Source organism: Psychroserpens algicola (assembly GCF_014526325.1).
GTDB classification, from domain to species: domain Bacteria; phylum Bacteroidota; class Bacteroidia; order Flavobacteriales; family Flavobacteriaceae; genus Psychroserpens; species Psychroserpens algicola.
Genome location: NZ_JACNMJ010000001.1, coordinates 858,369 through 872,447, shown reverse-complemented (window position 1 = coordinate 872,447; position 14,079 = coordinate 858,369). Strand labels below are relative to the sequence as shown.

The window sequence follows — 14,079 nt, the reverse complement described above, 5'->3', positions numbered from 1 at the left end:
ATAGAAATAGTTAAGTTAAAATCATTTCTTTTGGTACGCGTTTATTCATAATCTTAAACCATAGAGGAGGAACCATAGCCAATACCATTGATGTTGGATAGCCATATGGCATTTGCGGACTCTCTTCATGGCAATCTAAAACCTGATACTTTTTTGAAGATTTATAATGGTGATCACTATGTCTTGTGAGTTCATACAATACAATTCTACCAATAATATGATTAGAATTCCAAGAGTGAATTTCTTTAACCCGTTCGTAGCGGCCTGATTTTGTTTTGAGACGCGTTAAACCATAATGTTCAATATAATTGACTGTTTCTAATAATAAAAACCCAACAATGGCTGAAGTTACTGTGAAAATAAGTCCGATAGTTCCAAAGAAATAAAATATAATTGCCAAAAACCCGATTTGAAGCAAAACATACCAAAACATGTCATTTTTTAGTGAAAAAGCACCTTTTTTGTTGTTTTTTAGGAGTTTTTTTTGAATTTTCCACGCATTTGTATATTGTCTAAAAACAGAAGTAAACCAAAAAGAATATAAGCTTTGGTTGTATTTTGCTGTTGCTGGATCTTCAGGTGTAGCAGCATGAAGATGGTGACCAAAATTATGCTCAATATAAAAGTGCATGTATTGAGAGGGCAGAAGTAGTGCTTTTCCAATAAAGCGTTCGTTGGTGTGTTGTCTATGACCTAATTCGTGCGCTACATTTATACCATTCACTCCTAAAACAATACCTACAGAGATGATCATTCCTACCAATTCGTATGTTTCAATAGGAGTGTTTGTAGCTTCATATATTCCGAAGAATAACATACCATAAACTATAGGAAGATTGAGATATAACAACCAGTCAAATAACTGTTTTTTTAATTTATGTTCTACGACTTCCGAAGATAAGTTTGTAGAATCTACAGGAAGTATAAGTTCTAAAACCGGAAGCATTATAAAGGCATATATAGGTGTTAGAAATACGAATGCACCTTTAAAATAGAGGCCTAAACATGCCACCAACGGAATAGAATACGCAGCAAAGTATTTGAGATCTTTCATTTAAAATGGTTTTGAGATGGTCTCTATTTTAACACAACTCCTCGAAATTAACAGAATCTTACCAAATTTAGGCATTTACAGATGAAAATAAATTCTATATTAGTGAGTTAATTAAAAGTATGGCTAACAATTTTAATCACATACAAGGTAAATTAGAGCAATTTATTAGGCGTTTTTATACGAATGAATTAATGAAAGGCGCTATTTTGTTTTTTGCAATCGGACTCTTGTATCTGATAGCAACATTACTTATTGAGTATTTTTTATGGTTAAACCCTACAGCTAGAACAATTTTATTCTGGGTCTTTGTAGCGGTTGAATTAGCATTATTTTCGAAGTTTATAGCGTTTCCATTAGCCAAATTATTTAAACTTCAAAAAGGGATAGACTATCATGATGCTTCCAAAATTATAGGAAATCATTTCCCTGAAGTCAATGATAAACTTTTAAACGTACTTCAATTACGTCAAAACAGTCAGCAATCTGAGCTACTTGAGGCGAGTATTGAGCAAAAATCGGCCGAATTAAGTCCAATTCCGTTCAAATTAGCCGTAAACTTCAAGAAAAACACTAAATATTTAAAATATGCTGCAATTCCTGTAGCAATTTTACTTTTATCATTTATAACAGGGAAAATTAATTGGTTTAGTGATAGTTATGAGCGTGTTGTTAATTATAACACAGCTTATGAGCCTCCTGCGCCTTTTCAGTTTTTTGTGGTTAATGACGACTTAAAAGCAATAGAAAACAAAGATTTCAAGGTCATTGTGAATACAGCAGGAGATATCGTTCCTGAAAATGCACAAATTCATTTTAATAACCAGTCTTTTTTCATGCAGCAAACAGCAGCTGGCCAATTTGAGTATGTATTTGCACAACCAAAAGAAGCGCTGTCATTTAGTTTATCTGCTAATGATGTGCTATCTAAAAATTATAATTTAGATATAATTAAAGTCCCTACACTTGTTAATTTTGAAATGGTACTTGATTATCCTGCTTATACAAAAAAGCAAGATGAGGTTTTAAAAAGTACAGGTAATTCTACAATTCCGGAAGGTACTAATGTAACGTGGAAGGTTAATACCAAGTCCACAAATGAAGTCGTTCTATATGCAAAAGACACTGTGACTTTTGAGAATATTTCCGAAGGAAAGTTTGAGGCGACAAAACGTATTTTTAATAATACGGATTATAGTATTAGTACAAGTAACGAACAATTAAAAGATTATGAGAATTTAGCGTTTTCTATTAATGTTATAAAAGATAGTTATCCTGAAATGAATGTGAAGATGGAAAAAGATTCATTGGATAATCAAACGCTTTATTTCTTTGGCCAGGTTAGTGATGATTACGGATTGAGTAAGTTACAATTAGTGTATTATCCGAGTCAAAATCCAGGTGATAAGTCGTATGAAAGCATGCCTGTATCTCAATCCAATTTTGATGAATTTGTAAGTGCATTTCCTAATCAGTTGAATTTAGAGGAAGGTGTTGATTACGAATTATATTTTCAGGTATTTGATAATGACGCCATACATAATTATAAAAGTTCAAAAAGTTCAGTATTTAGTTATAGAAAGCTTACTAAGGACGAGGAGGAGCAGAAGCAGTTGCAAGAACAAAACGAAACGATAAAAGACATCAGTAAAACCTTTGACAAACTTAAAGAGCAAGATAAAGAGCTTAAAGAATTATCTAAAACTCAAAAGGAAAAGAAAGAGCTCAATTTTAATGATAAAAAGAAGTTTGAAAACTTTATCAAGCGCCAAAAGGAGCAGGAGCAATTAATGAAAAACTTCAATAAAAAATTAAAAGAAAATATTGAAGAATTTCAGAATGAAGATCAGGAAAAAGATCAATTTAAAGAGGACCTTCAAAAACGATTAGAAGAAAATGAAGCGCAGTTAAAAGAAGATGAAAAGCTTTTGGATGAGTTGGAGAAGATGAAAGATAAGATTAACAAGGAAGAATTTACTCAAAAACTTGAAGAGTTAGCAAAACAAAACAAGAATAAGGAAAAGAGTTTAAAACAACTATTAGAACTGACTAAGCGTTTTTATGTGGCGAAGAAAGCTGAAAAACTCTTAAAGGAACTTGAAGATTTATCAGAGGAGCAGGAGAAGCTATCTGAAGAAAATAAAGAGAACAATACCAAAGAAGCACAAGAGGAGCTTAACGAGAAGTTTGAAGAGTTTCAAAAGGAAATGGAAGATCTGGATAAGGAAAATCAGGAGCTTAAAAAACCTATGGATCTTCCTCAGGACAAACCAACCGAAGAGTCTATAAAGCAAGATCAGAAAGAGGCTACTGAAGCTCTCGAGAAACAAGAGGAGAAAGACAAAGAACAAGAAGGGCAGCAAGGCGAGCAAGATTCTCAAGAGCCTCAGGAAAATCAGGAATCAGAACCTCAAAGTCCGAAACAAGGACAGCAAAAGGCTAAGAAAAAACAAAAACAAGCGGCAAAAAAAATGAAGCAAATGAGTCAGCAAATGGCTCAGGCGATGTCTATGGGTGGTGGAGAGCAGATGCAAGAAGACATTGCAGTTTTGAGGCAAATTTTAGATAATTTAGTTTTGTTTTCTTTCGATCAGGAAAACCTGATGAATCAATTTAAAAGTATTGAGGTTAATCATAATGAGTATGGAAAGTTTTTAAGAAAACAGAACAATTTACGCGAACATTTTGAACATATAGACGATAGCTTATTTGCGTTGTCTTTACGTCAACCTGTTATTTCTGAGCAGGTTAACTCTCAAATCACCAATGTGTTTTATAATATCGACAAATCTTTATCACAACTATCTGAAAATCAAATATATCAAGGAATTTCATCTCAACAATATGCTATTACTTCTACGAACGAATTAGCAAGCTTTTTAAGTGACGTGATGGACAATATGAACATGCAAATGAACCCATCTATGGGTCAAGGTAAAGGTCAGGGCGAACAACTGCCTGATATTATTATGAGCCAGGAAGAGCTTAATAAAAAGATGGAAGAAGGCATGAAAAAAGGAGAGAAGGGCAAGAAACCCAAAGATGGAGAAAACGGTGAAAGTGGAGAAGGTCAAAATTCTGAAGAAGGAGAAAACGGCAAAAAGAAAGGTGGTGAAAAAGGTAAAGAAGGTCAACAGCAAGGAGAGGGAGAAGGACAAGGTGAAGGTGATAGCGAAACTCAAAATGGTGAACTTTATGAAATTTACCAACGTCAACAGCAATTACGACAAGCTCTAGAAAACAGACTTGGAAAAGAGGGAAAAAAAGGTCTTGGAGGAGAATTATTAAAACAAATGGAAGAGATTGAATTAGATCTCATCAATAAAGGATTCACTAATCAGACGCTTCAAAAAATGATGGATTTACAGCATCAATTATTAAAGCTGGAAAACGCCACATTCATGCAAGGGCAAGATAATAAGCGTCAATCTGAAACAAATAATAAGACTTACGATAATTCGGTTCCTAATCAACTTCCTAAGGCAAAAGAATATTTTAATACTACTGAAATTTTAAATCGCCAAGCATTACCTTTGCAACAGATTTATAAAAAGAAAGTTCAAGAGTATTTTAAAAAAGCTAATGATTAGTTTTAACTACGAAACCGATTTTAAACTCGATAATGAGGCGAAAGTTTCAGAGTGGATTTCTGAGACCATAACAACCGAAAACTGTAACGAGGGAGAACTCAATTATATTTTTTGTGATGACGATTATTTGCACAAACTCAATGTTGAATTTCTCAATCACGACACGTTAACAGACATTATTAGTTTTGATTTTTCTGTCGGAAAAGAACTACATGGAGATATTTATATTTCAGTTGAACGCGTAGTTGATAATGCTAAGGATTATGACGTTGATTTCTCGGAAGAATTACATCGTGTAATCATTCATGGTGTACTTCATTATTGTGGATATAAAGACAAAACTGATGAAGATGCCCACCGCATGCGAACGAAGGAGAATTACTACTTAAATAAGCGGCATTGATATACAAGGATTTGACGTATATTTGCAAACCTTAAAATTTAAATCTTTAATGTTCCACGTGGAACAATACAAAACGTATGTTTAACGAAGAGTATGATGTTATAGTTGTTGGAGCTGGCCATGCAGGAAGTGAGGCTGCAGCTGCTTCTGCCAATATGGGAAGTAAAACACTACTCATTACAATGAATTTGCAAAACATTGCTCAAATGTCATGTAATCCTGCTATGGGAGGAATTGCTAAAGGGCAAATTGTAAGAGAAATTGATGCGCTAGGTGGTTACAGTGGAATTGTTAGTGACACTTCTGCAATCCAGTTTAAAATGCTTAACAAATCTAAAGGACCAGCTATGTGGAGTCCGAGAGTTCAAAGTGATCGTATGCGTTTTGCTGAAGATTGGCGTTTGCTTTTAGAGCAGACTAAAAATTTAGATTTTTATCAGGAAATGGTCTCAGGTTTATTGGTAGAAAACCATAAAGTTGTTGGTGTTAAAACATCACTCGGATTAGAAATTAAATCGAAAACAGTAGTTTTAACTAATGGTACTTTTTTAAACGGCTTAATTCATATTGGTGATAAAAACTTTGGTGGAGGAAGAGCAGGTGAACGTGCCGCAACAGGAATTACTGAACAGCTTATCGATTTAGGGTTTGATTCTGGTAGAATGAAGACGGGTACACCTCCAAGAGTCGATGGTAGATCTTTAGATTATTCAAAAATGATTGAACAACCAGGAGATGATCAGCCTGAAAAATTTTCGTATTTAGAACACATAAAACCATTAAAGGAGCAACGCTCATGTCATATGACGTATACAAGTCCTGAGGTTCATGATTTGCTACGTGAAGGTTTTGATCGTTCACCAATGTTTAATGGTCGAATACAAAGTACTGGACCAAGATATTGTCCGTCAATAGAAGATAAAATAAACCGCTTTGCAGATAAAGATCGGCACCAGTTGTTTGTTGAACCTGAGGGATGGAATACGGTTGAGGTATATGTAAATGGTTTCTCTACGTCGCTACCAGAAGACGTTCAATATAAAGCTTTAAAATCTGTAGCGGGTTTTGAAAATGTAAAGTTTTTTAGACCTGGTTATGCTATCGAATATGATTATTTTCCACCGACGCAATTAAAACATACTTTAGAAACGAAATTAGTGGATGGTTTGTTTTTTGCTGGACAAATTAACGGAACAACAGGATATGAAGAAGCAGCATCTCAAGGCTTGATGGCAGGAATTAATGCCGCATTAAAAGTCCGGGAGAAAGACGAATTTATTCTCAAACGTAATGAAGCTTATATTGGCGTTTTAGTAGATGATTTAATTACAAAGGGAACAGAAGAGCCTTACAGAATGTTTACGTCCCGAGCGGAATATAGAACTTTACTCCGTCAGGATAATGCCGACTTTAGATTAACTCCTAAAGGTTATAATTTAGGTTTAGCTGGTGAAAAACGTCTAAGACGTATGGAGGAAAAACAGTTACAATCTGATAATTTTGTGCAATTTTTTAGAGATACAAGTGTCAAACCAGAAGAGGTTAATCCTATTTTAGAATCTAAAAATTCATCTTTAGTAAAGCAATCTGATAAGATGTTTAAATTGTTTTCAAGACCAAATATTACCACAGAAGACATGCGGAAAATTGAGTCTGTAGAGAACTATATTCAAGAGCACAATTTAGATACTGAAGTCATTGAGCAAACCGAAATACAGATAAAATATTCTGGTTATATCGAAAAAGAAAAAAACAATGCCGACAAACTTAATAGGTTAGAAGATGTTAAGATTCCAAATAATTTTGACTATACAAAACTGAAATCTATGAGTACTGAAGCGATTCAAAAATTAACCAAAATACAGCCCGTTACGATTTCTCAAGCATCGAGAATTAGTGGTGTTTCTCCAGCAGATGTTTCAGTATTGTTGGTATATTTAGGTCGATAATTCGGATTCCAATCCTATATGTTTCACGTGGAACATATAAGCAATCATAAATTTCAAACTCTTATTTGTGAGTACTACAATCAAAAAGAATATCTATTTAACTGTAAAAGATCATTCTGTTTCAAGTGAAGAATTTCAGTTATTATATAACGAAGAATTGGATATGCTGGAAACATATCCGAGGCCTTCCGATGCACGATTAGGTGATTATTATAAGAGTGAAGATTATATTTCGCATACTGATGCTAAACGAAATTTGTTTGAGAAAGTTTATCAATCTGTAAAGTCTATTGCGCTAAAACGTAAATTGAAACTTATTAATGATTTGCATTCTGAAAATAAAACACTTTTAGATGTTGGCTGTGGTACAGGAGATTTTTTAAAAACCGCAAAAGATGACAATTGGACAATTTCTGGAATTGAACCTAATGAAAATGCAAGAACGATAGCCAATCAAAAAACCGAAAATTCTGTTTATGATATTGAGCAATTGCTCAAATTTGAACCAGGCAGTTTTGATGTCATTACGCTTTGGCATGTGCTTGAACATTTGCCAGAATTACATAATCATATAACCATTTTAAATTCACTTTTAAAAGCTAATGGAACTTTACTTATTGCGGTACCAAATTTTAAAAGTTTCGATGCAAATCATTATAAACACTTTTGGGCAGCTTTTGATGTCCCAAGACATTTGTGGCATTTTTCGAAAACTGCAATTTCTAAATTATTTTCTAATGTAAATATGAGCATTATTAAAATTGTTCCTATGACATTTGATTCCTATTATGTTTCCTTACTTTCTGAAAAATATAAAAAAGGTTTTATGAATCCTTTTAAAGCGTTTTGGATTGGCTGGTTATCTAATGTTAAAGCAAAACGCTCTGGAGAGTACTCATCTTTGATTTATATCATAAAAAAGAACTAAAACTTAATTTTAAGCGATTTAAGAGAGTCTCATACAAATTATATGCCATGGGTTTAATTATAAATTCTCTAATCAGAAAGTGTCTTTTAAAAAACCCGAATTCAATAGAAATTAAAAATGATGCTGCTAATTACTATAAAAAATATTTATAGCAATGTTTTTGTGTTAAAAATACATTCACTTTTATACATTTGCAGAAATTAAATAAACCTAAAATGAAAAATATATTAAGCGTATTAAGTTTAGTGCTACTTTTAGCATCTTGTCAAGAACAACAAAAAATTGCATTTGTAGATAATGGTGAAATCATTAATGCGTATCAAGAAAAAATTGATGTAGAGGCAAAGTACAAATTAAAAGACGAAGATTTTAAAAAGCGAACAGATAGTATTGGTCAAGCATTTCAATTAGAAGTACAATCTTTTCAAGTGAATGCGTCTAAACTTTCTCAAAAGAAACAACAAGAACAAGGTCAAGCTTTAGGTCAGAAACAACAATTGTTACAACAACAATTACAAAGAGAGCAACAAGTCTTAACCGATGCTTTTAATGTAGAAATTGATTCAGTGATAAGCCATGTTAAAACTTTTGTTGCCGATTATGGAAAGAAAAATGGCTATAGTTTTATTCTTGGAAAAAATGAAGCTGGAAGTGTGATGTATGGTCAAGAACAAAACGATATAACAGATAAGGTTATTGAGGCAATTAACGCGAAGTACAAAGCTAAAGAATAACATCTAAAGCACAGATATTCAGTTATATAAAAAAACAGAGCGGTAATTTTACCGCTCTGTTTTTTTAAGTATGACACTGTTATTTTACAATAATCTTAGCTGATTTAAAGACTGTGCCTCTTCCAATTTTTACAACATAAACACCACTAGAAACATACGACATGTCTAACTCATATCTATAGGCATCGTTTGATTCTTTTTCAATATTATTAAAAGTCAATATTTGTCCGCCAATTGTGTATACACTAAGATTTAATGTATCATTGATTGGGGTTTTTAATATGATTTCAAATTGATTATTAGGATGACTTACAATTGAAAACTCTGAATTATTCAGATCAATTTCAGGTAAACTCAAAGAACTATCAATAATGGTTACTGAATAATCCTGAACTTCCCCATAACTAAAGTCACTACAAGGGTTTAAAATATCACCATTAGCTGAGGTATCTATTGCCTTAGCTCTTAAAACATGGGTTCCTAATGCAGCATCTGTTGGAATGGTAAGAGTGAAATCTACCAGAGCATCTACAGCAGTAAAGAAAGCTCCTGATATTAAACGTTCAGAATCTTCAAAGGTACCATTATCATTAAAGTCAATCCATACTGATAAAGCTTCAATATTTGCACCGCCATTCCAGTTGGTTTGTGCTTGTAGAGTGTACACATTGTTTCCAGCATTACTATCTAAATTAGTCATTTGGTCTGTTCTGTCGGCATAACCTTGAGAAGCACCAGATGTATTACAGCCATCACCACCATCATCTACAGAAATGTCGGCAAGTATAAATTGTTTTATACCATCAACAAAACAAGAAATGGTAGCAGAAGGTTCACAATATACTACAGCATTTGTCACTAGTTTTGTAAAGCTGTCATTAGTAGTGTTATCATCATTAGTTAATCCTGTAAATGCCGTTATTTCATAATCTTGTCCATTAATTGACATGTCAGCATTTTGTATAAAAACATAAGATGCTGTTTCGCCAGCAGCAATAGGTCCTGCAAAGGTTTCATTTATGGCTGTGCCTCCGTTAATAGTATAGCCTACAGGAATATTTGACTGTTCGTTTTCACCAAAATTTCTAACGGTAACTGTAATCGTTTCCATATTAGATAGTACGCCATTTTCAGGAGTAGTGATGGCAGTAATCCCAACATCATTTGGAAGCGGAGCAGTTATTTGAAATGAAGCAACAGCATCTCTTCGGTTTCCATTTCTGAAGTATTCTGAAGTAAACCAAAATGTCTCATTATCTAATGGGTCGATAGTTAAATGTGAATAATCAGCATATCTAGTTGTAGGATTATCGGTATTACTTTGAACAATGATTTCTTCAATACCAGTCATAACATTGAGAGGGTCACCATCAAAGCGTCCTGTATAGCGTAGTGATACACTTTCGGTTGTACTAACCGAACTATAAGCCATAGCGATACTTCCTGTAGCATCCATACCCATACTCGCTGCAAACGCATGTCTGCCTTCTGGAGCAATATAAGTTCCTTCCTGATAAATAGACCAGGGTTGACCATCACCTGCTTGTCTTAATTCGTACCAACGTACTGCAGCTAGTTTTTCGCCCACACCAGCATCAACCACAAAATTGAATACTACTGAATTATGCGTAGCGAACTTTCTAAATTGAGCCTGATTCATGATTATGGCTTGCATAGCGTCAATACTAATGCCGTTTGGTTGTTGTAAATTGTTAAAACCTCCACCATCAAAAACACCAGTAAAGTCTGTAACCGGAACTTCTATAGGAGTTGATATTGAAGAGTTGGCAGGTGTAACCCAGTCAACATTTATCGTCCATAATTTTAAGTGGTCATCATCAACACCATCCCAGGCATCATCTTGCATGTATACCATAGTAGCATTACCAGTTGCAGGTAAATCACTGTTACCAACATTAAATACTTGCGGACTAAAAAAACCGCTTGTTACGAGTCCGGGAGCAGTAAAAGCTTGTATACTCGCAGTAGGATCACCAACAAGCATTTTATCTCTTTCTATAGCCCAAACATTTCCGTTGCCACCACCAATATTTGCAGTAATATAATAGGCATCAGACCAAATTGAGAATTTAGTATAATCAGGAAAAGCTCCCGTTTGAAAAGCTGAAGATGAATAGACATGCCATCCACCAGTTACCGGATTATTGGTTTGAGAAACTGCAATACTAAATCCGTTTGGGTTTCCTGAAAACTGTGTTAATATATAACGATCTACTGCAGCATCATAAAGTACGATTGGATCTCCTGGGTTTTCACCAAAAACAGTAGCTAGGTCAGCTGCATTAGGCATTCCAGCTGCAGGTGAACCATCTCTATTAAAAATTTGAAAGGCAGTATTCCAAGACGCAATATAAAAATCTAAACCAATAGCTCCTGTAGGGTCTGAAGGTGTTGCAGTATTTGTTGTAGAGTCAAAAACCAAATTCGTAGACCTCATTTGTTGCTGAGGTGCGTTTCTTTGTAATTGAGCAAGTTGATCTGGACCTTGTGAGCCCTTTCCTGGAACCACCTTATTACCAGACCATAATTTGGGTCTTCCAAGTTTTTCTCTATCGCTTAACAAATCAGCGGCAATAAATGTGTTGTTTTTAATTTGATCTGCAATGCTAGGCACAAATCGATATTCTAATTGTTGCTCCCAAGTTAATGGGGATGTCTCGTTTTGAGTGCTTTGGGAAACCGATAAATTAGTAAAACAAAGCAAACAAAATATGAAATGAATGTTGATTTTCATGTATGTATGGGTTAGTGGTTAGTGACTCAACAAGTTGAGCATATAAATATCCTACTTTTTATGTAGTAACCGTGTTAATTTAATAGATAAATCTGTAAGAATGATTTTAGAATTTCCGTTACGTTCAATATGATAAATGGCATCTTGAAGCTCGTTTGAAATATCCATAATATTATTACCATGAACAAAAGGCGCAAACTTTTCTAATTTGAAACTCGTTTTTGGTTCCATGAATACCAAATCATCAGCTTTATAATTTAATAGTAGCGCTTGTCTAAAAAAATCAAGACAGAAATGTAAAAATTGTTTCTGAGTTTCACGACCAGTTTTGGCTATGGTTTCGCTCCAAGAAATTAAATCATGAATAGCACTTTTATTCCCTTTAGCTTTAAATGCTGAACGAATCCAAAATACAAACCACTCTTCAAACTGTGTATCTTCACTATCGCTATAAACAATATCACATGCTTTATTGTAATTACCATTAGCTTGATGCGCTATTTTAACAGCATCAACTTCAGGTATTTGATAATTTTTAATTAGTGCTGCTTTAATAACCTCTTCAGCTAGCGGCGGAAAATGCAGTACTTGACATCTAGACCTAATCGTATTTATAATTTGCTCTTCGTCTTCAGTAATGAGGATAAAAATAGTTTTGTTTGGAGGCTCTTCAATGAGCTTCAAAAGTTTATTGGCTGCTGAATTATTCATTTTTTCAGCCATCCAAATAAGCATAACCTTATAGCCTCCTTCATAGGATTTTAGTGCTAAAGCTTTAACAATATCATGAGCCTCGTCTACACCTATTTGCGCTTGTTTGTTGTCGATTCCTAGAATACGATACCAATCAAATAAATTCCCATAGGGCTGCTTTTCTATAAGCTGACGCCATTCTTCCATAAAATGACTGGAGACAGGATGACTTTTGACTTTATCGGTTTTTGCTACCGGAAAAACAAAATGCAAATCGGGATGTGAGAGGTTTTTAAATTTTAAGTTGCAAGCCTCATTTCCTTCAATATTATTTCCGTTTGTATTTCCGCATAAAATATATTGCGCATAAGCTATTGCCATTGGAAGTGTTCCAGAGCCTTCAGGACCAACAAATAATTGTGCATGAGGTATACGTCCATAATCAGCACTTTTAGTAAGGTGATTTTTAATATGCTCTTGTCCTAATATTTCCGAAAATAACATAAAGCAAACCTACATATTTTTTTTAAATGTATAGGTATCTTATTACTGCAATCGTTTTCGTAAAAAAACAGTTTTTATCAGATTATTTTATTGTTACATTTGTGATTATATTTTATAAAAATTTGATTTTAAACCACATAAAAACGCTACAAATGAAAACCATAAACGACTTCAATTTTGACTCCAAAAAAGCATTAATCCGCGTAGATTTTAATGTGCCTTTAAATGAAAATTTTGAAGTTACTGATGCCACACGTATTGTATCAGCAAAACCTACGATTATAAAAATTTTAGAAGATGGAGGTAGTTGCATTTTAATGTCTCATTTAGGACGACCTAAAGGAGTTCAGGATGAATTTTCATTAAAGCATATCATTAGTAAAGTAGAAAATATTTTAGGAGTTTCTGTTAAATTCGTCGACAATTGTGTTGGTCCTAAAGCTGAAGAAGCTGCAGAAAACCTTAAACCTGGTGAAATATTATTATTAGAAAATTTACGTTTTCATGACCAGGAAAAGCAAGGCGATATAAATTTTGCCGAATCCTTGTCTAAACTTGGAGATATTTACGTAAATGATGCTTTTGGTACAGCACATAGAGCACATGCGTCAACAACAGTTATTGCACAATTTTTTCCAGATGCAAAATGCTTCGGAAGTTTGCTGGCACAAGAGATTGAGAGTATTGACAAGGTTATGAAAACAGGAGAAAAACCTGTCTTAGCAGTACTTGGTGGCGCTAAAGTGTCTTCTAAAATAACCATCATTGAAAATATACTTGATAAGGTAGATCATTTGATTATTGGAGGCGGAATGACATTTACATTTATTAAAGCTCAAGGTGGACGTATTGGAGATTCGATATGTGAAGATGATAAGATGGATCTTGCCATTGATATCATGAAACAAGCAAAAGAGAAAAATGTTCAAATTCATCTACCTGTAGATGTTTTAGCTGCAAATGCATTTAGTAATGATGCAGATACACAAGTGATGGATGTAACAACTATTCCTGATGGTTGGCAAGGATTGGATGCAGGTCCGAAATCTAAAGCTAATTTTCATGATGTTGTGATGCAATGTAAAACCATTTTATGGAATGGTCCGTTAGGTGTTTTTGAAATGGAAAATTTTGCTAGTGGAACAATAGCTCTAGGAGATTCAATCGCCGAAGCCACTAAAAATGGAGCATTTTCTCTTGTTGGAGGAGGAGATTCAGTAGCTGCCGTCAAACAATTTGGTTTTGAACATAAAGTGAGTTATGTCAGTACTGGTGGAGGCGCTATGCTAGAAAGCCTTGAAGGTAAAACACTTCCTGGAATTGCTGCAATTTTAGAATAAAAGAATATAATCTCAGTTTTTACATTTCAGAAGAATCTTACAACTCTTGTTAAATTGTCTTGTTAAACTTTCATTTTAGCCAAAAAAATACGATTTTAGCTGACCTATCGTTATGATAGTTAAATATTTTAA

The 14,079-nt window shown here is 33.9% G+C and carries 9 protein-coding genes; 6 read left to right on the top strand and 3 right to left on the bottom strand.

What is annotated here, in order from left to right; all coding sequences use genetic code 11:
- Positions 1-10: 10 nt before the first annotated feature.
- A complete protein-coding gene (locus H7350_RS03580) occupies positions 11-1,054 on the bottom strand; it encodes an alkane 1-monooxygenase (protein WP_204344497.1) in 1,044 nt (347 codons plus the stop codon).
- Positions 1,055-1,173: 119 nt separating this feature from the next.
- On the opposite strand from H7350_RS03580, the gene H7350_RS03575 reads away from it, so the two are divergent.
- The 5 genes from H7350_RS03575 (at position 1,174) to H7350_RS03555 (ending at position 8,655) form a co-directional block, all read left to right on the top strand.
- On the top strand, positions 1,174-4,641 hold the full coding sequence (locus H7350_RS03575) for a DUF4175 family protein (RefSeq protein WP_204344496.1): 3,468 nt from the start codon (positions 1,174-1,176) through the stop codon (positions 4,639-4,641).
- Positions 4,634-5,044: an rRNA maturation RNase YbeY gene (gene ybeY / locus H7350_RS03570; RefSeq protein ID WP_204344495.1), complete on the top strand. Its 411-nt coding sequence runs from the start codon at positions 4,634-4,636 to the stop codon at positions 5,042-5,044. Before H7350_RS03575 ends, ybeY begins: the two co-directional genes overlap by 8 nt.
- 77 nt (positions 5,045-5,121) lie before the next feature.
- Entirely contained in the window at positions 5,122-6,993 is a 1,872-nt protein-coding gene (gene mnmG / locus H7350_RS03565; protein ID WP_204344494.1) for a tRNA uridine-5-carboxymethylaminomethyl(34) synthesis enzyme MnmG, read from the top strand.
- A gap of 67 nt (positions 6,994-7,060) precedes the next feature.
- Positions 7,061-7,921, top strand: coding sequence for a class I SAM-dependent methyltransferase (locus H7350_RS03560; protein ID WP_338105756.1), 861 nt, complete (start codon positions 7,061-7,063; stop codon positions 7,919-7,921).
- A gap of 215 nt (positions 7,922-8,136) precedes the next feature.
- The gene (locus tag H7350_RS03555; protein WP_204344493.1) at positions 8,137-8,655 is read left to right on the top strand and encodes an OmpH/Skp family outer membrane protein; all 519 of its coding nucleotides are present in this window, start codon (positions 8,137-8,139) and stop codon (positions 8,653-8,655) included.
- 79 nt (positions 8,656-8,734) lie between these two features.
- On the opposite strand, the gene H7350_RS03550 is transcribed toward H7350_RS03555, so the two are convergent.
- Positions 8,735-11,410, bottom strand: coding sequence for a GEVED domain-containing protein (locus tag H7350_RS03550; RefSeq protein WP_204344492.1), 2,676 nt, complete (start codon positions 11,408-11,410; stop codon positions 8,735-8,737).
- Positions 11,411-11,461: 51 nt separating this feature from the next.
- Positions 11,462-12,607, bottom strand: a complete 1,146-nt coding sequence (locus H7350_RS03545) for a DNA polymerase III subunit (protein WP_204344491.1) — start codon at positions 12,605-12,607, stop codon at positions 11,462-11,464.
- 152 nt (positions 12,608-12,759) lie between these two features.
- Between H7350_RS03545 and H7350_RS03540 the strand changes: the two genes are divergently transcribed.
- On the top strand, positions 12,760-13,947 hold the full coding sequence (locus H7350_RS03540) for a phosphoglycerate kinase (RefSeq protein ID WP_204344490.1): 1,188 nt from the start codon (positions 12,760-12,762) through the stop codon (positions 13,945-13,947).
- The last annotated feature ends 132 nt before the right edge of the window (positions 13,948-14,079 follow it).

Excerpts from the sequence above, each read along its gene's own strand:
- H7350_RS03540 (WP_204344490.1), top strand. The coding sequence starts at position 12,760 with ATGAAAACCATAAACGACTTCAATTTTGACTCCAAAAAAGCATTAATC.
- mnmG (WP_204344494.1), top strand. The coding sequence starts at position 5,122 with ATGTTTAACGAAGAGTATGATGTTATAGTTGTTGGAGCTGGCCATGCA.
- H7350_RS03580 (WP_204344497.1), bottom strand. The coding sequence starts at position 1,054 with ATGAAAGATCTCAAATACTTTGCTGCGTATTCTATTCCGTTGGTGGCA.
- H7350_RS03555 (WP_204344493.1), top strand. The coding sequence starts at position 8,137 with ATGAAAAATATATTAAGCGTATTAAGTTTAGTGCTACTTTTAGCATCT.
- H7350_RS03545 (WP_204344491.1), bottom strand. The coding sequence starts at position 12,607 with ATGTTATTTTCGGAAATATTAGGACAAGAGCATATTAAAAATCACCTT.
- H7350_RS03550 (WP_204344492.1), bottom strand. The coding sequence starts at position 11,410 with ATGAAAATCAACATTCATTTCATATTTTGTTTGCTTTGTTTTACTAAT.
- ybeY (WP_204344495.1), top strand. The coding sequence starts at position 4,634 with ATGATTAGTTTTAACTACGAAACCGATTTTAAACTCGATAATGAGGCG.
- H7350_RS03575 (WP_204344496.1), top strand. The coding sequence starts at position 1,174 with ATGGCTAACAATTTTAATCACATACAAGGTAAATTAGAGCAATTTATT.